Annotated in this window: 25 protein-coding genes; 24 read left to right on the forward strand and 1 reads right to left on the reverse strand. The window is 37.6% G+C overall.

Annotation, left to right across the window (positions count from 1 at the left end):
• Positions 1 to 174 precede the first annotated feature (174 nt).
• The 4 genes from rsgA to spoVM all read left to right on the forward strand — a co-directional run bounded on the left by rsgA (position 175) and on the right by spoVM (position 2,631).
• A complete protein-coding gene (rsgA, locus tag CQZ94_RS17715; RefSeq protein WP_002014503.1) occupies positions 175 to 1,056 on the forward strand; it encodes a ribosome small subunit-dependent GTPase A in 882 nt (293 codons plus the stop codon).
• Between the two features lie 2 nt (positions 1,057 to 1,058).
• Positions 1,059 to 1,703 carry a ribulose-phosphate 3-epimerase gene (rpe, locus tag CQZ94_RS17720; RefSeq protein ID WP_105586429.1) on the forward strand — a complete coding sequence of 215 codons (645 nt, stop codon included), beginning with the start codon at positions 1,059 to 1,061 and terminating at the stop codon, positions 1,701 to 1,703.
• A gap of 100 nt (positions 1,704 to 1,803) precedes the next feature.
• Positions 1,804 to 2,484 (forward strand): thiamine diphosphokinase, encoded by a 681-nt coding sequence (locus CQZ94_RS17725; protein WP_142395862.1) that lies wholly within the window; start codon positions 1,804 to 1,806, stop codon positions 2,482 to 2,484.
• Positions 2,485 to 2,550: 66 nt separating this feature from the next.
• A complete protein-coding gene (gene spoVM / locus CQZ94_RS17730) occupies positions 2,551 to 2,631 on the forward strand; it encodes a stage V sporulation protein SpoVM (RefSeq protein ID WP_001213599.1) in 81 nt (26 codons plus the stop codon).
• A 73-nt stretch (positions 2,632 to 2,704) separates the two neighbouring features.
• On the opposite strand, the gene rpmB is transcribed toward spoVM, so the two are convergent.
• Positions 2,705 to 2,893: a 50S ribosomal protein L28 gene (rpmB, locus tag CQZ94_RS17735; protein WP_000124776.1), complete on the reverse strand. Its 189-nt coding sequence runs from the start codon at positions 2,891 to 2,893 to the stop codon at positions 2,705 to 2,707.
• Between the two features lie 377 nt (positions 2,894 to 3,270).
• Here rpmB and CQZ94_RS17740 point away from each other — a divergent pair, with 377 nt between their 5' ends.
• The 20 genes from CQZ94_RS17740 to ylqF all read left to right on the forward strand — a co-directional run bounded on the left by CQZ94_RS17740 (position 3,271) and on the right by ylqF (position 22,909).
• Complete coding sequence (locus tag CQZ94_RS17740; protein ID WP_000021109.1) at positions 3,271 to 3,633, forward strand: Asp23/Gls24 family envelope stress response protein; 363 nt, start codon at positions 3,271 to 3,273, stop codon at positions 3,631 to 3,633.
• 22 nt (positions 3,634 to 3,655) lie between these two features.
• The gene (locus CQZ94_RS17745; protein ID WP_105586430.1) at positions 3,656 to 5,332 is read left to right on the forward strand and encodes a DAK2 domain-containing protein; all 1,677 of its coding nucleotides are present in this window, start codon (positions 3,656 to 3,658) and stop codon (positions 5,330 to 5,332) included.
• Between the two features lie 470 nt (positions 5,333 to 5,802).
• Positions 5,803 to 7,851 carry an ATP-dependent DNA helicase RecG gene (gene recG, locus CQZ94_RS17755; RefSeq protein WP_105586431.1) on the forward strand — a complete coding sequence of 683 codons (2,049 nt, stop codon included), beginning with the start codon at positions 5,803 to 5,805 and terminating at the stop codon, positions 7,849 to 7,851.
• A gap of 88 nt (positions 7,852 to 7,939) precedes the next feature.
• Positions 7,940 to 8,533, forward strand: coding sequence for a transcription factor FapR (gene fapR / locus CQZ94_RS17760; RefSeq protein ID WP_105586432.1), 594 nt, complete (start codon positions 7,940 to 7,942; stop codon positions 8,531 to 8,533).
• The gene (gene plsX, locus CQZ94_RS17765) at positions 8,530 to 9,522 is read left to right on the forward strand and encodes a phosphate acyltransferase PlsX (protein ID WP_002128828.1); all 993 of its coding nucleotides are present in this window, start codon (positions 8,530 to 8,532) and stop codon (positions 9,520 to 9,522) included. Before fapR ends, plsX begins: the two co-directional genes overlap by 4 nt.
• Before the next feature lie 14 nt (positions 9,523 to 9,536).
• Complete coding sequence (gene fabD, locus CQZ94_RS17770) at positions 9,537 to 10,481, forward strand: ACP S-malonyltransferase (protein WP_105586433.1); 945 nt, start codon at positions 9,537 to 9,539, stop codon at positions 10,479 to 10,481.
• The gene (gene fabG / locus CQZ94_RS17775; RefSeq protein WP_105586434.1) at positions 10,481 to 11,221 is read left to right on the forward strand and encodes a 3-oxoacyl-[acyl-carrier-protein] reductase; all 741 of its coding nucleotides are present in this window, start codon (positions 10,481 to 10,483) and stop codon (positions 11,219 to 11,221) included. The genes fabD and fabG overlap by 1 nt, the downstream gene beginning before the upstream one ends.
• Positions 11,222 to 11,290: 69 nt before the next feature.
• Entirely contained in the window at positions 11,291 to 11,524 is a 234-nt protein-coding gene (acpP, locus tag CQZ94_RS17780) for an acyl carrier protein (protein WP_002014515.1), read from the forward strand.
• Positions 11,525 to 11,581: 57 nt separating this feature from the next.
• On the forward strand, positions 11,582 to 12,319 hold the full coding sequence (gene rncS, locus CQZ94_RS17785; RefSeq protein ID WP_105586435.1) for a ribonuclease III: 738 nt from the start codon (positions 11,582 to 11,584) through the stop codon (positions 12,317 to 12,319).
• A 148-nt stretch (positions 12,320 to 12,467) separates the two neighbouring features.
• Entirely contained in the window at positions 12,468 to 16,037 is a 3,570-nt protein-coding gene (smc, locus tag CQZ94_RS17790; protein ID WP_105586436.1) for a chromosome segregation protein SMC, read from the forward strand.
• Between the two features lie 14 nt (positions 16,038 to 16,051).
• Positions 16,052 to 17,041, forward strand: a complete 990-nt coding sequence (gene ftsY / locus CQZ94_RS17795; protein WP_000007653.1) for a signal recognition particle-docking protein FtsY — start codon at positions 16,052 to 16,054, stop codon at positions 17,039 to 17,041.
• Between the two features lie 133 nt (positions 17,042 to 17,174).
• A complete protein-coding gene (locus CQZ94_RS17800) occupies positions 17,175 to 17,507 on the forward strand; it encodes a putative DNA-binding protein (RefSeq protein WP_000891061.1) in 333 nt (110 codons plus the stop codon).
• A 12-nt stretch (positions 17,508 to 17,519) separates the two neighbouring features.
• Positions 17,520 to 18,869 carry a signal recognition particle protein gene (ffh, locus tag CQZ94_RS17805; protein ID WP_105586437.1) on the forward strand — a complete coding sequence of 450 codons (1,350 nt, stop codon included), beginning with the start codon at positions 17,520 to 17,522 and terminating at the stop codon, positions 18,867 to 18,869.
• A gap of 100 nt (positions 18,870 to 18,969) precedes the next feature.
• Entirely contained in the window at positions 18,970 to 19,242 is a 273-nt protein-coding gene (gene rpsP, locus CQZ94_RS17810; RefSeq protein WP_000268750.1) for a 30S ribosomal protein S16, read from the forward strand.
• A 14-nt stretch (positions 19,243 to 19,256) separates the two neighbouring features.
• A complete protein-coding gene (locus CQZ94_RS17815) occupies positions 19,257 to 19,484 on the forward strand; it encodes a KH domain-containing protein (RefSeq protein WP_002088196.1) in 228 nt (75 codons plus the stop codon).
• A gap of 121 nt (positions 19,485 to 19,605) precedes the next feature.
• Positions 19,606 to 20,121 (forward strand): ribosome maturation factor RimM, encoded by a 516-nt coding sequence (gene rimM, locus CQZ94_RS17820; RefSeq protein WP_105586438.1) that lies wholly within the window; start codon positions 19,606 to 19,608, stop codon positions 20,119 to 20,121.
• Positions 20,121 to 20,855 carry a tRNA (guanosine(37)-N1)-methyltransferase TrmD gene (gene trmD, locus CQZ94_RS17825; RefSeq protein WP_002014522.1) on the forward strand — a complete coding sequence of 245 codons (735 nt, stop codon included), beginning with the start codon at positions 20,121 to 20,123 and terminating at the stop codon, positions 20,853 to 20,855. The genes rimM and trmD overlap by 1 nt, the downstream gene beginning before the upstream one ends.
• Before the next feature lie 146 nt (positions 20,856 to 21,001).
• The gene (gene rplS, locus CQZ94_RS17830) at positions 21,002 to 21,346 is read left to right on the forward strand and encodes a 50S ribosomal protein L19 (RefSeq protein ID WP_002014524.1); all 345 of its coding nucleotides are present in this window, start codon (positions 21,002 to 21,004) and stop codon (positions 21,344 to 21,346) included.
• A 100-nt stretch (positions 21,347 to 21,446) separates the two neighbouring features.
• Positions 21,447 to 21,998 (forward strand): signal peptidase I, encoded by a 552-nt coding sequence (lepB, locus tag CQZ94_RS17835; RefSeq protein ID WP_105586439.1) that lies wholly within the window; start codon positions 21,447 to 21,449, stop codon positions 21,996 to 21,998.
• Positions 21,999 to 22,018: 20 nt separating this feature from the next.
• Positions 22,019 to 22,909, forward strand: a complete 891-nt coding sequence (gene ylqF, locus CQZ94_RS17840; protein ID WP_002066792.1) for a ribosome biogenesis GTPase YlqF — start codon at positions 22,019 to 22,021, stop codon at positions 22,907 to 22,909.
• The last annotated feature ends 27 nt before the right edge of the window (positions 22,910 to 22,936 follow it).

The following is a 22,936-nucleotide window of genomic DNA, read 5'->3' on the forward strand; positions in this document are numbered from 1 at the left end:
GATTCAAAAAGCTGTAAAAGTGATACTGTTGTAAATAATATTTCAAATTTGATGGTAGATTAAATATATGCACCTGGATATATATTTGGTGGGCTTTGAAATAATTGTTTAAAGAACTCTAGTCTATTCATATTTAATTGCAGTTTCATTTTATACAAAATAAAGGAGAATTATATGCCAGAAGGAAAAATTGTAAAAGCTCTAAGTGGGTTTTATTATGTGCAGAATGAGGAAGGGATTACACAATGTCGTGGGCGTGGTGTATTTAGAAAGAATAAAATTACGCCACTTGTAGGAGACCAAGTTGTTTTTCAAGCGGATAATCCGAATGAAGGTTATGTGTTAGAAGTATTTGATCGGAAAAATGAACTTGTTAGACCTCCTATTGCTAATGTTGATCAAGCTATTCTTGTTTTCTCTGCGGTAGAACCAGATTTTAATCCAGGACTGTTAGATCGATTTTTAGTATTGATTGAATATCATAACATTAAACCGATTATTTGTATTAGTAAGATGGATTTAGTAGATGAAAAAATGAGAGAAACTGTTGAATCTTATGCAAATGATTATCGTGAGATGGGTTATGATGTGTTGTTTACTTCTATAAATACATCGGAAAGTATTGATATTCTGAAACCATTCTTAGAAGGTTGTATTTCCGTCGTTGCAGGCCAATCTGGTGTTGGGAAATCTTCAATGCTAAACGTATTACGTCCAGATTTAGAATTGAAAACTAATGATATTTCTTCACATTTAGGGCGTGGGAAACATACGACAAGACACGTGGAATTAATTACAGTTGGAAGCGGACTTGTTGCGGATACACCTGGTTTTAGTTCGCTTGATTTCATAGATATAGAAGTAGAAGATCTTACATATTGTTTTCCAGAGTTGAAAGAAGCGAGCCAATACTGTAAATTTAGAGGGTGTACACACCTTGCTGAGCCGAAATGTGCGGTGAAAGCTGCGGTTGAAGAAGGAAAGATTACTGAATATCGTTATAAGAATTACAAACAATTCGTAGAAGAAATTAGAGAGAGAAAGCCGAGGTATTAGTCATGATTAAAATTGCACCATCGATTTTATCAGCAGATTTTTCAAGATTAGGGGAAGAGATTAAAGATGTAGAAAAAGGCAGAGCTGACTACATTCACGTCGATGTAATGGATGGACATTTCGTACCAAATATTACGATTGGACCATTAATTGTAGAAGCAATCCGTCCGATTACATCGTTACCGTTAGATGTACATTTAATGATTGAAAATCCTGATAACTATATCCCAACTTTCGCAAAAGCGGGAGCGGATATTATTACTGTTCATGTAGAAGCGTGTCCTCATCTACATCGTACAATTCAGTTAATTAAATCTCATGACATTAAAGCAGGGGTTGTATTAAATCCGCATACTCCAGTTTCAGCGATTGAGCATGTATTAGAAGATATAGACATGGTATTACTTATGACAGTAAATCCTGGATTTGGCGGACAGAAGTTTATTCATTCTGTATTACCGAAAATCAAACAAGTTGCAGAAATGGTTAAAGAGCGAAATCTAGAAGTGGAAATTGAAGTTGATGGTGGTGTCAACGCTGAAACGGCAAGACTTTGTATTGAAGCAGGAGCGAATGTTCTTGTAGCGGGATCAGCAGTATACAATCAAAAAGACCGTGGTGAAGCAATTCGTGTAATTCGCGGATAAAGAATGAACGAACCTTTATCCTAGTGAAGCTTCTAGTTCATTAAGACTTCACTATTTATACATGTTAGAGTGGCAAATAAGGAGAAAGGCAATCTACCGAATGGCAGATTGCCTTTTTACAATAGAAGGGGAAGGAAAAATGATTATTCATATTTTAGCGGGAGGACCTGCAGAATACTGCGCAGATTTTTCTCGGTATGAAAATGAAGAAGTAGTTTGGGCGGCCGTTGATAGAGGAGTGTACCGTTTGTTGAAAAGAGGGATCACTCCGGCTGTTGCGTTTGGGGATTATGATTCAGTTACTGATGAGGAATTAGCATGGATGGGACAGCAGACAAATGAATTACATATTGTCCCGCGAGAAAAAGATCAAACAGATTTAGAAATTGCAATTAGCTGGGCTTTAGAACAGAAACCAAAATTAATTCGTATTTTTGGTGCTACTGGTGGAAGACTTGATCATGGTTTAGCAAATATTCAGATGCTTTTAAAGGGATTAGAAGTAAATATAGAAATGTGTATTGTGGACAATAAAAATGAAATAATGGTGAAAAAGTTTGGTATGTATATAATTGAAGGAAACGAACATTTTCCATACGTATCATTTGTACCAGTTACTGAAAGGGTAGAAGGCATTACACTTCACGGTTTTAAGTATCCTCTTACTAATAAAACAATAGAGTGGGGATCGACACTTTGTATTAGTAATGAACTCGTTGAGGAAAAAGGTACTTTTTCATTTACTTCTGGCATATTAATGATGATAAGAAGCACTGATTGAAGAAACAATTTTGCTCCTTGCATCATATAGTGAACAAGTGGAGTAATGGGGATTAGGAGGGAAACCATGAGATTTTATACAATTAAGTTACCTAAATTTCTTGGTGGAATTGTTCGTGCGATGTTAAATACCTTCAAAAAAGACTAAAAAAAGCACCTATTACCGGTGCTTTTTCCATTGGTATAATAAAAAAAGAGCCTAGCGGCTCTTTTTTTTATTATTAAACACGTTCGATTTTGCCAGATTTTAATGCTCTAGCAGAAACGTAAACACGTTGAACTTTACCGTCAATGCGTACGCGAACTTTTTGAAGGTTAGCGCCCCATTTACGTTTTGTAGCGTTCATTGCGTGAGAACGAGAGTTGCCAGAACGAGCTTTTCTTCCAGTAATAGCACAAACACGAGCCATCTATATTTCCCTCCCTTAACTACCGTAACATACGTAATTTTTCAATATTAGTCTTTTATGCGATGCTAAAAACACTTCTATAATTTAACACAACTAAAAAGAGAATGCAACACCGTAGAAAAAAGAAATCAAGAAAAATTACTTGACACTATATGTCAATGAAGAAAAATTGAAATCAAGAAAAATTGCTTGACATACTATAGTGGTACATGTTGTATAATAACAATGGACTATTTTGCTCATCATAAAAAAATGTACTTAAAAACATAAAATATGAGAGTGAAAAGAAAGAACGATGGAATTTTCTTTGAAAAGATTATATGATAGTAACTAAAGTAGTCTAGCTCACTTTCACCATTTATGAAGGGGGAAACGAGATGTCAATTGAAATTAAAACAAAGTACGGTCAAATTGATATTAGTACAGATGTAATTGCAACAATTGCTGGAGGTGCCGCAGTAGATTGCTACGGTATCGTAGGTATGGCATCAAAAAATCAGTTAAAAGATGGATTAACAGACATTTTACGAAAAGAAAACTTCACTAGAGGCGTTATTGTTCGTAAAGATGAAGACGAAGTACATATTGATATGTATATTATTGTGAGCTATGGTACAAAAATTTCAGAAGTAGCACATAACGTGCAGACTAAAGTGAAATATACATTAGATCAAACTGTAGGACTAGCAGTAGATTCTGTAAACATCTACGTACAAGGAGTTAAAGTAATAAACTTGTAATGTGCATTAAGGAGGAAAATCTGTGTCAATTCAAAAAATTGATGGAAAACGTTTATCACAAATGATCATTCAAGGAGCCAATAATTTAACAAATAATGTTCAGCTTGTTGATGCATTAAACGTATTCCCAGTTCCAGATGGCGATACCGGTACAAATATGAACTTATCAATGACTTCAGGCGCACGTGAAGTGAAAGCAAATCCTTCACAGCATGCTGGTAAAGTCGGTGTAAGTTTAGCTAAAGGATTATTAATGGGAGCTCGTGGTAACTCTGGGGTTATTTTATCTCAGTTATTCCGTGGTTTCTCTAAATCCATTGAACAAAAAGAAGAATTAACGACAGTTGATTTTGCTGCAGCTTTAGAAGCTGGAGTAGAGGCAGCTTACAAAGCGGTTATGAAACCAATTGAAGGAACGATTTTAACGGTTGCAAGAGAAACGGGTAAATATGCAGTGACAGTTGCGAAAAAACAGCGCGACTTTGTTTTGTTTATGGAAGACGTTGTAAAAGAAGCAAACGCATCGTTAAATCGTACGCCAGATTTATTACCTGTATTAAAACAAGTTGGCGTTGTAGATAGCGGTGGTAAAGGTCTTGTTGTTGTATATGAAGGATTTTTAGCTGACTTAAAAGGAGAAACAATTTCTTCTAATATGCCTGCCCAACCATCTATGAATGACATGGTACGCGCAGAACATCACCGTAGTGTACAAAGCCAATTGAGTACAGAAGATATTAAGTATGGATATTGTACGGAATTCATGGTGAAATTAGAGCCTGAAAAAATGAAGGAACATAATTTCTCTGAACAAAAATTCCGTGAAGATATTAGTGTGTACGGAGATTCACTACTTGTTGTATCGGATGATGAGGTTGTAAAGGTTCATATTCATGCGGAACATCCTGGAGATCCTATGAACTATGGACAACGTTACGGTAGTCTAATTAAGATCAAAGTAGAAAATATGCGTGAACAGCATACCGCTTTATTAGATGAACCTACCATGATGCCTGAACCAACGAATCAGCCAATAGAGAAACAACCGTATGGTATTGTAACTGTGGCTATGGGATCGGGTATTAAAACTCTATTTGAGAGCATTGGCGCAACGAAAGTTATCGAAGGTGGCCAAACGATGAATCCGAGTACGGAGGATATTGTGAAGGCGATTGAAGAGGCGAATGCTGAAAAAATCATCATCTTACCAAATAACGGAAATATAGTGATGGCAGCAGAACAAGCAGCGTCAGTTGTAGAACAAGAAGTTATTGTTGTTCGTTCAAAAACAGTTCCTCAAGGTATGGCTGCAATGTTAGCATTTAATCCAGTTGGAACGCTAGAAGAGAATGAAGAAAACATGAAAGAAGCTTTAGCTCATGTGAAAACAGGTCAGATTACGTATGCTGTTCGTGATACGGAAATTGACGGTGTAGCGATTCAAAAAGATGATTTCATGTGTATTGCAGATGGAAAAATTGTATCTACAAATGCTGAGAAAGTAGGAGCTGCAAAGCAATTACTAGAAGCGCTGATTGATGAGGATTCTGAAATCGTAACGATTCTACAAGGTGAAGATGCAACAGATGAAGAAGTGGCTGAATTAGTTGCGTTTGTAGAAGAGAACCTTGAAGATGCAGAAGTAGAAGTACATGCAGGGAACCAACCGGTGTATTCTTTCATCTTCTCTGTAGAATAAGAAAAGATTCGGTTTGAAAATAAATGGGTTACTTACTTTACTTGCTAATGGATAAGAAGTAGTGATATGAAGTTTATTACTAGTTTTTATTCAAAAGGCTAGCATATTGATGATAGAAAAGAGCCTTGCTGCTAATAGTGAGGCTCTTTTCTTACGTATTGTACAACTTTGTTTTATCCCGCATTAACGGGCAGTAAAACTCCTACCCCTAAATTCGGTTGGAGCAAAGAAGTTAGGTGGGAGATTAACTGCCCGTAAACGCCCGATTGGTTCAACTAATAATCAGTGGGGGATGAACAAAACCCCCACTGATTATAGTTTCACTTTATATAGAGGGATTAGAGTAGTTTCTCTTAGAATGCCTATGATAGAATATATAGGGTGAAATAGAGCGATTACAGATGTCAACGATGTTATTGGACAATCAATAGAATGAATCAAAGAAAATAATGTGACGGAGCGTGAGAATCTTGAATGAAGTTGTACAAGTTCCTGTTACGGATGTAAAGGGAATCGGAGGAGAAACATCTGAGTTGTTACACGAGATGGGAATTTATACAGTTTCTCATCTATTAGAACATTTTCCGTACCGCTATGAAGACTATGCGATGAAAGATCTTGCTGAAGTAAAGCATGACGAGCGTGTAACGGTTGAGGGGAAAGTTCATAGTGCTCCTTTACTGCAATATTATGGGAAGAAGAAGTCACGTCTTACAGTTCGTGTTCTCGTCGGTCGTTATTTAATTACAGCTGTATGTTTTAATAGACCATACTATAAACAAAAGTTAAATTTAGATGAAACGGTAACGATTACTGGTAAATGGGATCAGCATCGCCAAACAATTGCTGTATCAGAACTGAATTTTGGACCGGTTGTACGACAACAAGAAGTAGAACCTGTATATTCAGTGAAAGGAAAACTGACAGTAAAACAGATGCGCCGTTTTGTTGCACAAGCATTTAAGGAGTATGGAGATTCTATAGTCGAAGTGTTACCAGATGGTTTGTTAAGTCGATATAAATTATTATCACGCTATGAAGCGCTCAGAGGGTTACATTTTCCAGTGGGACAGGAAGACTTAAAGCAAGCGCGTCGCCGTTTTGTATATGAGGAGTTTTTCTTGTTTCAGTTGAAAATGCAAACATTACGGAAAATGGAAAGGGAAAACTCGAAAGGGACGAAAAAAGAAATTTCATTAGTAGAATTGCAAGAGTTTACTGATGCACTTCCGTTTCCATTAACTGGCGCACAACGCCGGGTTGTAGATGAAATAATGAAAGATATGACATCTCCGTACCGAATGAATCGATTATTGCAAGGGGATGTAGGTTCTGGGAAAACAGTTGTTGCTGCGATTTCTCTTTATGCGGCGAAATTGGCTCATTATCAAGGTGCTTTGATGGTTCCTACAGAAATTTTAGCCGAACAACATTATCAGTCGCTCGCGGAGACGTTTTCACATTTCGGTATGAAGGTTGAATTGCTAACAAGTTCTGTTAAAGGTGCGAGACGTCGAGAAATTTTGTCGAGATTAGAACAGGGAGAAGTAGACATCCTTGTTGGGACGCACGCTTTAATTCAAGACGAAGTTATATTTCATAGGTTAGGTCTCGTTATTACCGATGAACAGCATCGATTTGGTGTGGCGCAGCGCCGGGTTTTACGTGAGAAAGGTGAAAGTCCAGATGTGTTGTTTATGACGGCGACCCCAATTCCACGAACGTTAGCTATCACTGCATTTGGAGAGATGGACGTTTCTATTATCGACGAAATGCCAGCTGGTAGAAAGGTAATCGAAACGTACTGGGCAAAACATGATATGTTAGATCGTGTTCTCGGCTTTGTGGAGAAAGAGATAAAAAAAGGAAGACAGGCATATGTTATTTGCCCTCTTATTGAAGAGTCTGAGAAGCTTGATGTACAAAATGCTATCGACTTACATAGTATGCTGACTCATCATTATCAAGGGAAATGCCAAGTTGGATTAATGCATGGGAGACTATCATCTCAAGAAAAAGAAGAGATAATGGGACAGTTTAGTGAAAATAAAGTGCAAATTCTTGTGTCGACAACAGTTGTTGAAGTAGGTGTGAATGTACCAAATGCGACTGTTATGGTTATTTATGACGCGGAACGTTTCGGTTTATCACAGCTCCATCAGCTGAGGGGGCGTGTAGGGCGTGGTAGTGAACAATCATATTGTTTATTAATTGCGGACCCGAAATCAGAAACGGGAAAAGAAAGAATGCGCATTATGACTGAAACAAATGATGGATTTGTATTGTCAGAAAAAGATTTAGAGTTACGAGGTCCTGGGGATTTTTTTGGAAGTAAGCAAAGTGGTCTACCAGAATTTAAGGTTGCTGATATGGTGCATGATTATCGGGCGTTAGAAACAGCAAGACAAGATGCGGCGATACTAGTTGATTCAGAAGCGTTTTGGCATAATGATCAGTATGCTTCGCTGCGTACTTATCTTGATGGGACAGGTGTGTTCCAGGGAGAGAAGCTCGATTAAAAGTAGTCTGCAAAAATTTTTGTTGCATTCTACTTTTAATGATTATATACTACTTTTAGTACCTAGTCATAAAAATGGATGGTGCGGTATGAAAAAAAGAAGAAGTAAAAAAGAAAGACAAGAATTATTAAAACAAACAATAGAAACGAATCCTTTTATAACGGATGAAGATTTAGCGGAAAAATTTCAAGTGAGCATACAAACTGTTCGTCTTGATCGTATGGAATTATCTATTCCTGAATTAAGAGAACGAATTAAGCATGTGGCTACAAAACAACATGAAGAAGATGTGAAATCTTTACCGTTAGAAGAGGTTGTCGGAGAAATTATCGATATAGAATTAGATAGACACGCGATTTCTATCTTTGAAGTAAAGGTAGAACATGTATTTAAAAGAAATCAAATTGCTCGTGGGCATCATTTGTTTGCACAAGCAAACTCACTAGCTGTTGCGGTTATTGATGAAGAATTAGCTTTAACTGCAAAGTCCACCATTCGATATATTCGTCCTGTAAAATTAGGAGAGCGTGTTGTTGCAAAAGCACGTGTTGAAGATGTAGAGAATGATAAAGGACGGACGGTTGTCAAAGTGCGTAGCTTTGTTGGAGAAGAACTTGTTTTTACAGGCACTTTTGAAATGTATCGATCTAGTAATTATAGTGAGGAAGGTAACAACTTATGAAAATCGCAATAGATGCAATGGGCGGCGATCATGCACCAAAGGCTGTAGTATTAGGAGCAATGAAAGCTATTAAGGAATACTCAGATTTACATATTACGTTAGTAGGGAAAGAAGAGGGAATTCGTCAATATTTAACGAGTGAAGAGCGAATTACTATACTTCATACGGACGAAAAAATCGAATCGACAGATGAACCAGTAAGAGCGGTTCGTCGAAAAAAACAAGCTTCAATGGTACTAGCAGCGCAGCAAGTAAAAGACGGTGTAGCGGATGCTTGTATATCAGCAGGTAGTACAGGAGCTTTGATGGCAGCTGGATTGTTTGTTGTTGGTCGTATGGAAGGAATTGAACGACCAGCTTTATCACCTACAATGCCAACTGTTGATGGAGAAGGCTTTGTTATGTTAGATGTTGGAGCAAACGTTGATGCAAAACCAATTCATTTATATCAATATGCAGTAATGGGCTCTGTTTACGCAGAGAAGGTAAGAGGAATTAAAAATCCACGCGTTGGACTTTTAAATGTTGGAACAGAGGATGGTAAAGGAAACGAGCTTTCAAAACAGGTCTTTGCTATGCTCAAGGATGCACCAATTAATTTCGTTGGAAACGTTGAATCAAGAGATTTATTGCAAGGTGTAGCAGACGTTGTTGTATGTGATGGTTTTACGGGTAATGTAGCGTTGAAATCATTAGAAGGAACAGCACTTGCGTTATTCTCTATGTTAAAAGAACAATTAATGAGTTCGTTTACGAGCAAATTAGCAGCAGCGGTATTAAAACCAAAACTTATGGTATTGAAAGATAAAATGGATTATTCGGAGTATGGAGGAGCGGCGTTGTTTGGATTGAAAGCTCCTGTCATTAAGGCTCACGGTTCTTCTAATGACCAATCGATATTTAGTGCGATTCGTCAAACGAGAGAAATGGTAGCGAAAGAAGTAATTCCTACAATTTCAAGTGTAATGGAGAAGGAGCCGCTTCAATAAGAGGAGGATTTGAAATGGGAAAAATAGCATTTCTTTTTCCGGGCCAAGGTTCACAGGCAGTTGGAATGGGTAGACAGTTAGCGGAGAATAATAAAGAGGTTGCGAAAGTGTTTGCAAAAGCGGATGAGGTTTTGCATGATTCTCTTTCAGAAGTTATTTTTGAAGGACCGCAAGAAAAGTTAACATTAACGACAAATGCGCAGCCGGCACTATTAACAACGAGCTTTGCAATTTTAACAGCTTTGAAGGAGTATGATATTACACCTGGTTTTGTCGCAGGACATAGTTTAGGTGAATATAGCGCTCTTGTAGCTGCTGGTGCATTAACATTCGAAGACGCTGTATATGCTGTAAGGAAACGTGGAGAATATATGGAAGAAGCTGTTCCGGGCGGGGAAGGTGCAATGGCAGCTATTTTAGGCGCCAATCCGGATATGCTGAAACGAGTTACAGAAGAAGTAACAAGTGAAGGATACGCAGTACAAATTGCTAATATGAATAGTACGAAGCAAATTGTTATTTCTGGAACAAAGCAAGGAGTAGAACTTGCTTCTCAAAGAGCGAAAGAAAATGGTGCTAAAAGAGCAATTCCGCTCAAAGTAAGTGGACCGTTTCATTCCTCGCTTATGAAACCAGCTGCTGAGAAATTCCAAAGTGTTTTAAATGAAATTACAATTCAAGACACGAATATTCCTGTTATTGCAAATGTTACGGCAGATGTTATTACACGTGGTACAGATATTCAAGAAAAGCTAATTGAACAGCTCTATTCGCCTGTATTATGGTACCCATCTATTGAGTATATGGTGAATCAAGGGGTAGATACATTTATTGAAATCGGACCTGGAAAAGTACTTGCTGGTCTTATGAAGTCGATTGATTCTTCAGTGAAAGCATATGCGATATATGATGAAGAGACATTAAAAGATACCATTTCAAATTTGAGAGGAGAAAGCTGATGTTAAAAGGGAAAGTAGCATTAGTAACTGGTGCTTCACGTGGGATTGGTCGTGCGATTGCCATTGATTTAGCGAAACAAGGGGCAAATGTTGTAGTAAATTATGCTGGTAATGAGCAAAAGGCGAATGAAGTAGTTGATGAAATAAAGAAATTAGGTTCAGATGCCATTGCAGTAAGAGCAGATGTTGCAAATGCTGATGATGTTACTGCAATGGTGAAACAAACTGTAGATACGTTTGGACAAGTTGATATTCTTGTAAATAACGCTGGTGTAACAAAAGATAATTTATTAATGCGTATGAAAGAAGAAGAATGGGATACAGTTATTAATACAAACTTAAAAGGTGTTTTCTTATGTACGAAAGCAGTATCGCGCTATATGATGCGTCAACGTCATGGACGTATTATTAATATCGCTTCTGTTGTTGGTGTAACAGGAAACCCAGGACAAGCAAATTATGTTGCTGCTAAAGCTGGTGTAATTGGATTGACAAAAACATCAGCAAAAGAATTAGCGAGCCGAAATATTACTGTAAATGCAATTGCTCCAGGGTTTATTGCGACTGATATGACGGATGTATTAGATGAAAATATAAAAGCAGAAATGTTAAAATTAATTCCTGCAGCTCAGTTTGGAGAAGCGCAAGATATCGCAAATACTGTGACGTTTTTCGCTTCTAATCAAAGTAAATATGTTACAGGTCAAACGTTAAATGTTGATGGTGGTATGGTAATGTAATAAAAGAATCGATTTCACCTAGTTTTTTTGGACAATATTTTATATAATATTTGAGGGGAGGTGAATAGAATGGCAGATGTTTTAGAGCGTGTAACAAAAATTGTCGTTGATCGTTTAGGAGTAGAAGAAACTGAAGTAGTACCAGCTGCAAGCTTCAAAGAAGATTTAGGCGCAGACTCCCTAGATGTAGTAGAACTTGTAATGCAATTAGAAGATGAATTCGAAATGGAAATTTCTGATGAAGATGCTGAAAAGATTGCTACTGTTGGCGATGCTGTGACTTACATAGAGAGTCATCTATAATGTTGAGTGAAGTCCCGTTTTTTAACGGGGCTTCTCGGCTTATATCTGGAGGGACCTATGCCGTACCGAAAACATAGAGAAAAAAAATACGAAGCAAAATATCGTGAAGCTTTTAAAGTATTTCAAGAAAAGATAGGTATTACGTTTACAGATGAAAAATTATTGATTAAAGCATTTACGCATTCATCGTATGTGAATGAGCATCGAAAAAAACCGCATGAGGACAATGAGCGTCTTGAATTTCTTGGCGATGCTGTATTGGAACTCACTGTATCACAGTATCTGTTTCAAAAATATCCGACAATGAGCGAAGGAGAGTTAACAAAACTACGTGCAGCTATTGTATGTGAGCCATCTCTTGTTCGTTTTGCAAACGAAATGTCATTTGGTAGCCTTGTTTTATTAGGAAAAGGTGAGGAAATGACGGGTGGACGTGAACGACCAGCTTTATTAGCGGATGTCTTTGAAGCGTTTATTGGTGCCCTTTATCTTGATCAAGGGCTAGAAACAGTTTGGGGATACTTAAAAGAAGTTGTATATCCAAAAATTAATGAAGGTGCTTTTTCTCATGTGATGGATTATAAGAGTCAATTGCAAGAATTGATTCAGCGTGATGGTAGTGGCAATATTGAGTATCAAATTTTGCAAGAAAAAGGACCGGCCCATAACCGAGAATTTGTGTCCCGTGTAACTTTAAATAATGAGGCATTAGGTCTTGGAAGTGGTAAGTCAAAAAAAGAGGCAGAGCAACAAGCTGCTGCAGAAGCATTGAAAAAATTAAAAGAACAATCATGAGGAATCCCCCTTTGAATGAGGGGGATTCCTTATGCATAGAATGAAACTTTCCTTTTATTTATAAATAAAAGGAGTGGGAAATCCGTATAGTAGCTTGTTTTCGTACAGACAACGTTTACAACAACGGAGAATAGGAGGAAGGCCTTTCGTGTTTTTAAAAAGATTAGAAATAGCAGGATTTAAATCTTTTGCTGAGCGTGTATCTGTCGATTTTGTTCCAGGTGTAACTTCTGTAGTAGGACCTAACGGGAGCGGGAAAAGTAATATTACTGATGCAATTCGCTGGGTACTTGGTGAACAATCTGCAAAGTCATTACGCGGTGCAAAGATGGAGGATATTATTTTTGCCGGCAGTGATACGAGAAGAGCGGTTAATGTTGCTGAAGTTACATTAACTTTAAATAATGAAGACCAACGCTTACCGATTGAGTATAACGAGGTGTGTGTAACGCGTCGTGTATCTCGTTCGGGTGATAGTGATTTTTATATTAATAAACAATCTTGTAGATTGAAAGATATTATTGATTTATTTATGGACTCTGGTATGGGAAGAGAAGCTTTTTCAATTATTAGCCAGGGGAAAGTCGAAGAGATTTTGAGTAGTAAATCAGAAGAACGTCGTGGTGTATTTGAAGAAGCTGCGGGTGTGCTGAAATACAAACTTCGTAAAAAGAAAGCTGAAGGGAAATTGGCGGAAACACAAGAAAACTTAAATCGTGTACAAGATATTATTCACGAATTAAGTAGTCAAGTAGAACCACTAGAAAGACAAGCTTCTATTGCGAAAGATTATCTTGAGAAAAAAGAAGAATTAGAGAAAGTAGAAGCAGCGCTTATTGTACATGAAATTGAAGAATTACATGAAAAGTGGGAAGCGCTTCGAAATCAATTTGGGCATAATAAAGATGAAGAAGCTAAAATGTCGGCGAACTTACAAAAAAGTGAAGAAGAGCTTAAGGAATTACGCGGGCAATTACAAGCCGTTGATGAATCTGTAAATTCCTTACAAGAAGTTCTACTTCTGTCTAGTAAAGAACTAGAAAAACTAGAAGGGCAACGCGAGCTGTTAAAGGAAAGAAAGCAAAATGCAACGACACATTGTGCGCAGCTTGAAAAGCTAATTGTTGAGTTAACAGAGAAAGCTACAAGTTATGATGGCGAAATTGAAACAAGTACAGAAGCGTTAATGCAATTTGTGAATCAAGTAAAAGAATTGGAGAAGAAATTGCATGATAACGAGCAATTACTTGCGACTTTTGCTGAGAATTTAGAGGAACAAATTGAGAATTTAAAAGGTGACTATATTGAACTTTTAAATCAACAAGCAAGTCTTCGTAATGAATTATCTATGATTGAAGAACAATCAAAACAGCAAAACTCTAAAAACGAACGACTTGATGAAGAAAATGAAAAGTATGTACAGATGCGTGTGGAAATTACAGCGAAAAAGGCGAAACTTGTAGAAAGTTATGAGCAAGCGAGAGAGAAAATAGCTGGCATTATTTATAACATACAGAAGACAGAAACAGCACTTGGGAAATGTAAGTCACAGTATAGTGAAAATGAAACGAAACTGTATCAAGCGTATCAATTTGTGCAACAGGCGCGCTCTCGGAAAGAAATGTTAGAAGAGATGCAAGAGGACTACTCTGGCTTCTATCAAGGGGTACGTGAAGTATTAAAGGCTAGAGAAAATAGGCTACAAGGTATTGAGGGAGCTGTTGCAGAACTTCTGACTGTGCCGAAAGAATATGAAATCGCGATGGAAATCGCCCTTGGGGCAGCGATGCAACATATCGTAGTACAAACAGAAGAACATGCTCGTAATGCAATTGCATTTTTAAAGCAAAATAAACATGGCCGTGCAACGTTTTTACCTCAAACTGTTATTAAAAGCCGATCGCTATCATTTGATCAATTACGCATTGTGAATCAGCATCCATCGTTTGTCGGTGTAGCGGCAGAACTTGTGCAGTACAATAATAAATATGAGAATGTAGTTTCAAGTTTATTAGGTACAGTTGTTGTTGCGAAAGATTTACGCGGAGCAAATGAGTTAGCGGAACAACTGCAATACCGCTATCGTATTGTAACACTCGAAGGTGACGTAGTGAATCCGGGTGGTTCTATGACGGGTGGCGCTGTAAAACAGGCGAAATCCTCTTTATTGGGACGTCAACGTGAACTTGAAGAGTGGATTAAAAAACTAACTGACATGGAAGAAAAAACAACGAAGCTAGAAAACTTTGTTAAAGCAGTAAAGCAAGAGATTCAAGAAAAAGAAGTACAAATACGAGAGCTACGCCAAGGTGTAGAGACCGAACGTGTAGATGAACAGAAGCTAAGAGAAGAAATTAATCGTTTAGAATTAGATGAACATCGTATTAATGATCGTTTATCGATTTACGATTTAGAGATTGAAGGATTTTTACAAGATCAAGTAAAAATGCAAGGGCGCAAAGAAGAGTTAGAAAAGATTTTAGCGACTCTTCAAGCGGAGATTGGGGAATTAGATAGCAAAATCGTCGTTTTAACGAAACAAAAAAGTGAACAACATTCTTCAAAAGAAAAAGTTCAGAAGGAAATGACGGAGCTAAAAGTACAAGCTGCTGAACAACAACAACGTTTGTCTAATCAAAAAGAAAAAGTCGAACGATTGACGAAGGAAAAAGAAGAGACTGATGCGACGCTTGTAAAAACGAAAGAAGATTTAGCGTTCTTAAAGCAAGAGATGACATCTAATTCAAGTGGCGAAGAACAAATTATGAATATGATTGAGAAGAAAGCGTATGATCGTAATCAAACTTCGGAGTTAATTCGTTCTCGTCGTGAACAACGCGTATCATTGCAAGAAAGAGTCGAGCATTTAGAGCGCGGTGCGAAAGAAACAATAGGTAAACATAAATATATTCTTGAGATGTTGAAAGATCAAGAAGTGAAAATTAACCGACTTGATGTAGAGCTGGAAAATAGATTGCAACATTTACGTGAAACATATACTATTTCATTTGAAGCAGCAAAACTTAAGTATACAATGATGATGCCTGCAGAAGATGCACGTAAAAAGGTGAAACTAATTAAACTATCCATTGAAGAGTTAGGTGCAGTAAATTTAGGGGCAATTGATGAGTATGAACGTGTAGCAGAGCGCCATACATTCTTATTAGAGCAAAGAGATGACCTAGAAGAAGCGAAATCGACATTGCATCAACTTATTACGGAAATGGATGAAGAGATGAAAAAACGCTTTTCTACTACGTTCGAAGGGATTCGAACAGAGTTTCAATCTGTATTCTCTGAATTATTCGGAGGTGGAAGAGCGGATTTAGTAATGACAAATCCAGAAGATTTACTAAATACTGGTATTGACATTGTAGCGCAACCACCAGGGAAGAAACTACAAAACTTAGGTTTACTTTCAGGGGGAGAGCGTGCTTTAACGGCAATTGCGCTCTTATTTGGTATTTTAAAAGTACGCCCAGTTCCATTCTGTGTGCTAGATGAAGTAGAAGCAGCTCTTGATGAGGCAAACGTTGCTCGTTTTGCGCAGTATTTAAAGAAATTTAGTGATGAAACACAGTTTATTGTAATTACACACCGAAAAGGTACAATGGAAGAGTCTGATGTATTGTACGGTGTCACAATGCAAGAATCAGGGGTGTCGAAGCTTGTTTCTGTTCGTTTAGATGATGGTGAAGAACTTGTTGCAAGTAGATAGGAAGGATGGGAAGTATGAGTTTTTTTAAAAAATTAAAAGAAAAAATTTCAAAACAAACGGATACGGTAACAGAGAAGTTTAAACAAGGATTAGAAAAAACGAGAAATTCATTTGCTGATAAAGTAAATGACTTAGTGTACCGTTACCGTAAAATAGACGAAGATTTCTTTGAGGAATTAGAAGAAATTTTAATTAGTGCGGATGTCGGAGTTTCGACAGTGATGGAATTAATTGATCAGTTGAAAGAAGAAGTGCAACGTCGTAACATTCAAGATCCGAAAGAAGTACAGGCTGTTATTTCTGAAAAGCTAGTGGGAATTTACAAAGGTGACAGCGACTTTAGTAATGAAGTTAATATACAAGAGGATCAATTAACAGTAGTTTTATTTGTTGGTGTTAATGGTGTGGGGAAAACGACGACGATTGGTAAGCTTGCACATAAATTTAAATCAGAAGGTAAGTCTGTCCTATTGGCGGCAGGAGATACATTCCGTGCTGGGGCGATTGAACAATTAGAAGTATGGGGCGATCGTGTTGGTGTAGAAGTAATTAAACAAGGATCAGGATCTGACCCAGCGGCGGTTATGTATGATGCTGTACAAGCGGCAAAGGCCCGTAAAGTGGATGTATTGCTATGTGATACAGCAGGGCGCTTACAAAATAAAGTAAACTTAATGAAAGAGTTAGAGAAAGTGAAGCGTGTAATTGAGCGTGAAGTACCAGGGGCTCCTCATGAAGTATTACTAGTTATTGATGCAACAACAGGACAAAATGGTTTAAGCCAAGCGAAAACATTCCGTGAAGCAACGAATGTTACTGGTATTGTTTTAACGAAGTTAGATGGAACTGCTAAAGGTGGTATCGTCTTAGCGATTCGTAACGAAATGGATGTTCCGGTGAAATTTGTTGGGCTAGGAGAGCAAATGGATGATCTGCAGCAGTTTGATCCAGAACAATATGTTTATGGTTTGTTTGCGAACTTAGTAGAAACAGAAGAAGTATAAAGGAAAGAAGCGGCATTACCGCTTCTTTTTCTATAAAAAATAAGTGATGTTAAGAAAAAAACTTGACACTCTTTTGTACTCCATGTAAACTAATTCATGTAAAGGGAAATCACTTAACAAAGGATGATCCAACATGCTCGAAAAAACAACGAGAATGAATTATTTATTTGATTTTTATCAATCGTTGTTAACGCAAAAACAAAGAAGTTATATGTCGCTTTATTATCTAGATGATTTATCTCTTGGTGAAATTGCGGAAGAATTTGATGTAAGTCGCCAAGCCGTGTATGATAACATTAAACGGACTGAAGCGATGCTTGAAGAATATGAAGATAAATTAGTATTACTTCAAAAGTTTCAAGAGCGACAGCGACTTGTTGCAAAGCTAAAACAGCTAATCAGCGAAGAAGAGCATGTGAATGAAGAAATGAAACAAGTTGTTGAAGCTATCGAAAAATTAGATTAGGAGGGCGGCAATATGGCATTTGAAGGATTAGCCGACCGACTTCAACAGACAATGCAAAAAATCCGCGGCAAAGGAAAAGTTTCTGAAGCCGATGTGAAAGAAATGATGAGAGAAGTTCGTCTAGCTCTTTTAGAAGCGGATGTTAACTTTAAAGTAGTAAAAGATTTTATAAAGCGTGTGTCTGAGCGTGCTGTCGGACAAGATGTAATGAAAAGTTTGACACCTGGACAACAAGTAATTAAAATCGTACAGGAAGAACTTACAGAACTTATGGGCGGAGAGCAAAGCAAAATTGCTGTTGCTAATAAGCCACCTACTGTTATAATGATGGTTGGTCTGCAAGGTGCGGGTAAAACAACGACGACAGGTAAGCTTGCGAATTTACTTCGTAAAAAGCATAATCGTAAACCGATGCTTGTTGCAGCGGATATTTACCGTCCAGCAGCGATTAAACAGCTTGAAACATTAGGGAAGCAATTGGACATGCCTGTTTTCTCCTTAGGAGATCAAGTAAGTCCGGTTGAAATTGCGAAACAAGCGATTGCGAAAGCAAAAGAAGATCATCACGATTATGTTTTAATCGATACAGCGGGTCGCCTGCATATTGATGAAGAACTAATGGATGAATTAGCGAAAGTCAAAGAAGTTGCGAAACCGGATGAAATTTTCCTTGTTGTCGATGCGATGACAGGACAAGACGCGGTAAATGTAGCACAAAGTTTCCATGAACAGTTAGGGTTAACAGGTGTTGTATTAACGAAATTAGATGGTGATACGCGCGGTGGTGCGGCATTATCTATTAAGGCTGTAACAAATACACCAATTAAATTTGCTGGTATGGGTGAAAAACTAGATGCAATTGAAGCGTTCCATCCAGAACGTATGGCATCCCGTATTTTAGGGATGGGCGACGTCTTAACATTAATTGAAAAAGCGCAAGCTACAGTTGATGAAGAGAAAGCAAAAGAACTTGAGCAAAAAATGCGTACGCTTTCGTTTACGCTTGACGATTTCCTAGAACAACTTGGACAAGTGCGTCAACTTGGACCGCTTGACGAATTGTTAGGAATGCTTCCTGGTGCAAATAAAATTAAAGGGCTGAAAAATGCACAAGTTGATGAAAAACAAATTGGGCATATTGAGGCAATTATTCGTTCTATGACTAAAGTAGAACGAGAACAACCGGAAGTAATCAATGCTAGTCGTAAAAAGCGCATTGCCAAAGGTAGCGGTACAACAGTACAAGAAATCAATCGTCTAATCAAGCAATTTGATGATATGAAAAAAATGATGAAGACGATGACGGGAATGCAAAAAGGTAAGAAAAAAGGACTAGGTGGATTGAAGTTTCCATTCATGTAAGGAAAAAAGATGGCTCTGTTAAGAAAAAATACTTTACAAAGCAATAGTCTTTTTGCTAATATAATTATCTGTGTGAAATAAATTCGGAGGTGCTTTATAAATGGCAGTTAAAATTCGTTTAAAACGTATGGGAGCTAAAAAAACTCCTTTCTATCGTGTAGTTGTTGCAGATTCTCGTTCTCCTCGTGACGGACGTTTCATTGAGGAAATCGGTACTTACAATCCGGTTGCTCAACCAGCGGAAGTTAAGATCAACGAAGAAGCAGCATTAAAATGGTTAGGAAATGGTGCTAAACCATCTGATACAGTTCGTAACCTTTTCTCTAACCAAGGTATCATGGAGAAATTCCACTTATCTAAACAAGGTAAGTAATTGAGGCAATGACAATGAAAATGTTAGTCGAGACAATTGTTAAACCTCTTGTAGATCATCCTGGAGATGTAAAAGTTACACAGGAACTTTGCAACGGAGAAATAAAGTATCGATTAACTGTACATCCTGAGGATGTTGGAAAAGTCATTGGAAAGCAAGGGAAAGTTGCGAAAGCGATTCGAATGCTCTTGTATTCAGTGGGACATCATAATGATGAGAACGTCACACTGGAAATTCAATAAACGTAAAAAGGGCGAGGAGTTATTTCCTCTCCCTTTTTTAACATTTAAAGAGAAATTGCATGTTCCATATATAAAATGGAAATGCTTAATTTATATAGAAACCAGGGGTGACATACTATTTATGACAAAATGGTTTAACGTAGGGAAAATTGTAAATACTCATGGCGTAAAAGGAGAAATTCGTGTTATTTCTCGTACTGATTTTCCAGAAGAGCGATATAAGGTAGGGAACACGTTATACATATGGGATGAGAAAGGTACAGAATATCTTACAGTGAAGGTAACTTCTCATCGTCAACATAAGACATTTGATTTATTAACACTTGAAGGATACAACAATGTAGATGAAGTAGAGAAGTTTAAAGGTTCTTTAATAAAAGTACCAGAAGAGCAGTTAGGCGAACTAGCTGAAGGTGAATACTACTACCATGAAATTATTGGTTGCAACGTTGTAACGGAAGAAGGAGAAGCGTTAGGGACAATCAAAGAGATTCTATCTCCTGGTGCGAATGACGTTTGGGTGATTAAACGTCCAAAGGGTCAAGATCTGTTAATTCCTTATATTGATGACGTTGTACTTCAAGTTAACATTGAAAATAAATTAGTAACCATTCATGTAATGGAAGGGCTACTATAATGAAAATTGACATTTTAACATTGTTTCCAGATATGTTTACGGGAGTATTTGGGTCTTCAATTTTAAAGAAAGCACAAGAAAAAGAAGCGGTAGAGCTTCGTGTTGTCAATTTCCGTGAGTATACAACTAGTAAGCATAATAGTGTAGATGATTATCCGTATGGTGGGGGCGCTGGTATGGTATTAACCCCGCAGCCTATCTTTGACGCAGTAGAAGAGTTAACGAAGGAAACAGACCGTAAGCCGAGAATCGTCTTAATGTGTCCACAAGGAGAGCGTTTCACGCAGAAGAAGGCAGAAGAGCTTGCTGGAGAAGAGCATGTTATTTTTGTATGTGGCCATTATGAAGGATACGATGAACGAATTCGTGAGCATCTTGTAACAGATGAGATTTCTATTGGGGATTACGTATTAACGGGTGGAGAATTGGCTTCTATGGTAGTCACTGACAGTGTTGTACGTCTTTTGCCAGGAGTGCTTGGGAATCAAACGTCACAAGTGGAAGACTCTTTTAGCACAGGTTTGTTAGAGCACCCACATTATACACGTCCTGCTGATTTTCGTGGTATGAAGGTACCGGATGTACTAATGTCAGGAAATCATAAAAACATTGATGAATGGCGCCATAAAGAGTCACTACGTCGTACGTACACACGTAGACCGGATTTACTGGAAGAACGAGAATTATCTAAGCAAGAAGAGAAATGGCTGGAACAGATTAAAGAAGACCGATAAGGGCTTGATATATTTTCTATTGCAACAGTCCTAGCAATATGCTATTATAACATTTGTGCTACTGAAATCAGTAGCCGTATTAACGATGTTCCGCTGTAATTTAATAAGACTTTATAAGAGCATCTGTTTAAAGGAGAGAATTTAATATGCAACAATTAATCACAGAAATCACAAAAGGCCAATTAAAAACTGACCTTCCTTCATTCCGTCCTGGAGACACTTTACGTGTACACGTAAAAGTAGTTGAGGGAACTCGTGAAAGAATTCAGCTTTTCGAAGGTGTTGTAATTAAACGTCGTGGTGGCGGAATCAGTGAAACATTCACAGTTCGTAAGATTTCTTACGGTGTAGGTGTTGAGCGTACATTCCCAGTTCACACGCCAAGAATCGCGAACATCGAAGTACTTCGCCGTGGTAAAGTACGTCGTGCTAAGTTATACTACTTACGTAACCTTCGCGGTAAAAAAGCACGTATTAAAGAAATTCGATAAGACATGTATGGGAGCTTGTAAATACACAAGCTCCCTTTTTCCAATCTATATGAAATTTTGGTATAATACGAGCAGCTTACATAACTGTGGAGGGGAAATCATGAAGAAAGAGAAGAGCTCACTTTGGGAATGGATCAAAGCAATTTTGATTGCTGTTGTATTAGCGGGCGTAATTAGACAGTTTTTCTTTGCCCCAATTCTCGTAGATGGTGTATCGATGTCGCCGACTTTACATGACCGTGATCGAATGATTGTTAATAAAATTGGCTATCACATAGGTGATCCGAAACACTTTGATATTATTGTATTCCGAGCGACGGAAGAAAAAGATTATATTAAGCGTATTATTGGCCTGCCAGGCGACGAAATCGAATACCGTAATGATAAACTATATGTTAACGGGAAACCTTATGAGGAGCCGTATTTAGATAAGCAGAAAAAACAACTTGCTGACGGACCGCTTACATATGATTTTACTCTTGAAGAAATGACAGGAAAGAAAACTGTTCCAGAAGGTCAATTATTTGTTTTAGGCGATAATCGTCGTTTTAGTAAAGATAGCCGTTCGATTGGTACAATTTCAATGGACCAAGTGATTGGTAAAGCAAATATGCTATATTGGCCGTTAAAAGATGCACGTATTGTGAAATAAAAGAAAAAGAAGGTGGCAACATGGTAATCCAATGGTTCCCGGGACATATGGCAAAGGCTAGACGCCAAGTAACAGAAAAATTAAAGTTAATTGATGTTGTAATTGAGCTTGTAGATGCTCGATTACCTTTATCTTCTCGTAATCCAATGATTGATGAAATTATTACACATAAACCAAGGCTTGTTGTTTTAAATAAAGCGGATATGGCGGATGATCGTCTTACAAAGCAGTGGATTGCATATTTTGATGAAAGAGGTCAAAAGGCAATTTCAATTAATGCGCAAGCTGGACAAGGTATGAAAGAAATTGCAGCAGCTTGTAAAGTGCTGGTCAAAGAAAAATTCGATAAAATGGTTGCTAAAGGCATTAGACCAAGAGCAATTCGTGCTTTAATTGTAGGTATTCCAAACGTTGGTAAATCTACACTGATTAATAAATTAGCGAAGAAGAATATAGCAAAAACAGGAGATCGTCCTGGTGTGACAACGGCCCAGCAGTGGATTAAAGTTGGGAAAGAAATGGAATTATTAGATACACCAGGTATTTTGTGGCCTAAATTTGAAGATGAATTAGTTGGTCTTCGTTTAGCGACGACTGGTGCAATTAAAGATTCTATATTAAATCTACAGGATGTAGCTATTTATGCGTTACGTTTTATGGAAAAACATTATCCAGAACGTTTAAAAGAGCGATATAAGTTAAATGACATTCCAGAAGAAATTGTGGAGTTATTTGATGCAATTGGAAAAAACAGAGGTTGCTTAATGGGCGGCGGAATGATTGATTATGATAAAACATCTGAGCTTATACTTCGTGAGCTTCGTGGTGGAAGATTTGGAAAAATGACATTTGAAACACCAGAAGAGTTTGCGGAGCAGGTGGAAGATGTAGAAAAAGTAGAAGAAGTATAAGACGTGCGTTTGTACGTCTTTTCTTTT

Origin of the sequence: Bacillus sp. MYb209, assembly GCF_002975175.1 — a bacterium.
Taxonomy (GTDB): domain Bacteria; phylum Bacillota; class Bacilli; order Bacillales; family Bacillaceae_G; genus Bacillus_A.

Bases quoted from the DNA above. Each gene is read 5' to 3' on its own strand.
- rsgA (WP_002014503.1), top strand. From the start codon at position 175: ATGCCAGAAGGAAAAATTGTAAAAGCTCTAAGTGGGTTTTATTATGTG.
- rpe (WP_105586429.1), top strand. From the start codon at position 1,059: ATGATTAAAATTGCACCATCGATTTTATCAGCAGATTTTTCAAGATTA.
- CQZ94_RS17725 (WP_142395862.1), top strand. From the start codon at position 1,804: ATGGCAGATTGCCTTTTTACAATAGAAGGGGAAGGAAAAATGATTATT.
- spoVM (WP_001213599.1), top strand. From the start codon at position 2,551: ATGAGATTTTATACAATTAAGTTACCTAAATTTCTTGGTGGAATTGTT.
- rpmB (WP_000124776.1), bottom strand. From the start codon at position 2,893: ATGGCTCGTGTTTGTGCTATTACTGGAAGAAAAGCTCGTTCTGGCAAC.
- CQZ94_RS17740 (WP_000021109.1), top strand. From the start codon at position 3,271: ATGTCAATTGAAATTAAAACAAAGTACGGTCAAATTGATATTAGTACA.
- fapR (WP_105586432.1), top strand. From the start codon at position 7,940: ATGAAAAAAAGAAGAAGTAAAAAAGAAAGACAAGAATTATTAAAACAA.
- plsX (WP_002128828.1), top strand. From the start codon at position 8,530: ATGAAAATCGCAATAGATGCAATGGGCGGCGATCATGCACCAAAGGCT.
- fabD (WP_105586433.1), top strand. From the start codon at position 9,537: ATGGGAAAAATAGCATTTCTTTTTCCGGGCCAAGGTTCACAGGCAGTT.
- fabG (WP_105586434.1), top strand. From the start codon at position 10,481: ATGTTAAAAGGGAAAGTAGCATTAGTAACTGGTGCTTCACGTGGGATT.
- acpP (WP_002014515.1), top strand. From the start codon at position 11,291: ATGGCAGATGTTTTAGAGCGTGTAACAAAAATTGTCGTTGATCGTTTA.
- rncS (WP_105586435.1), top strand. From the start codon at position 11,582: ATGCCGTACCGAAAACATAGAGAAAAAAAATACGAAGCAAAATATCGT.
- ftsY (WP_000007653.1), top strand. From the start codon at position 16,052: ATGAGTTTTTTTAAAAAATTAAAAGAAAAAATTTCAAAACAAACGGAT.
- CQZ94_RS17800 (WP_000891061.1), top strand. From the start codon at position 17,175: ATGCTCGAAAAAACAACGAGAATGAATTATTTATTTGATTTTTATCAA.
- ffh (WP_105586437.1), top strand. From the start codon at position 17,520: ATGGCATTTGAAGGATTAGCCGACCGACTTCAACAGACAATGCAAAAA.
- rpsP (WP_000268750.1), top strand. From the start codon at position 18,970: ATGGCAGTTAAAATTCGTTTAAAACGTATGGGAGCTAAAAAAACTCCT.
- CQZ94_RS17815 (WP_002088196.1), top strand. From the start codon at position 19,257: ATGAAAATGTTAGTCGAGACAATTGTTAAACCTCTTGTAGATCATCCT.
- rimM (WP_105586438.1), top strand. From the start codon at position 19,606: ATGACAAAATGGTTTAACGTAGGGAAAATTGTAAATACTCATGGCGTA.
- trmD (WP_002014522.1), top strand. From the start codon at position 20,121: ATGAAAATTGACATTTTAACATTGTTTCCAGATATGTTTACGGGAGTA.
- rplS (WP_002014524.1), top strand. From the start codon at position 21,002: ATGCAACAATTAATCACAGAAATCACAAAAGGCCAATTAAAAACTGAC.
- lepB (WP_105586439.1), top strand. From the start codon at position 21,447: ATGAAGAAAGAGAAGAGCTCACTTTGGGAATGGATCAAAGCAATTTTG.
- ylqF (WP_002066792.1), top strand. From the start codon at position 22,019: ATGGTAATCCAATGGTTCCCGGGACATATGGCAAAGGCTAGACGCCAA.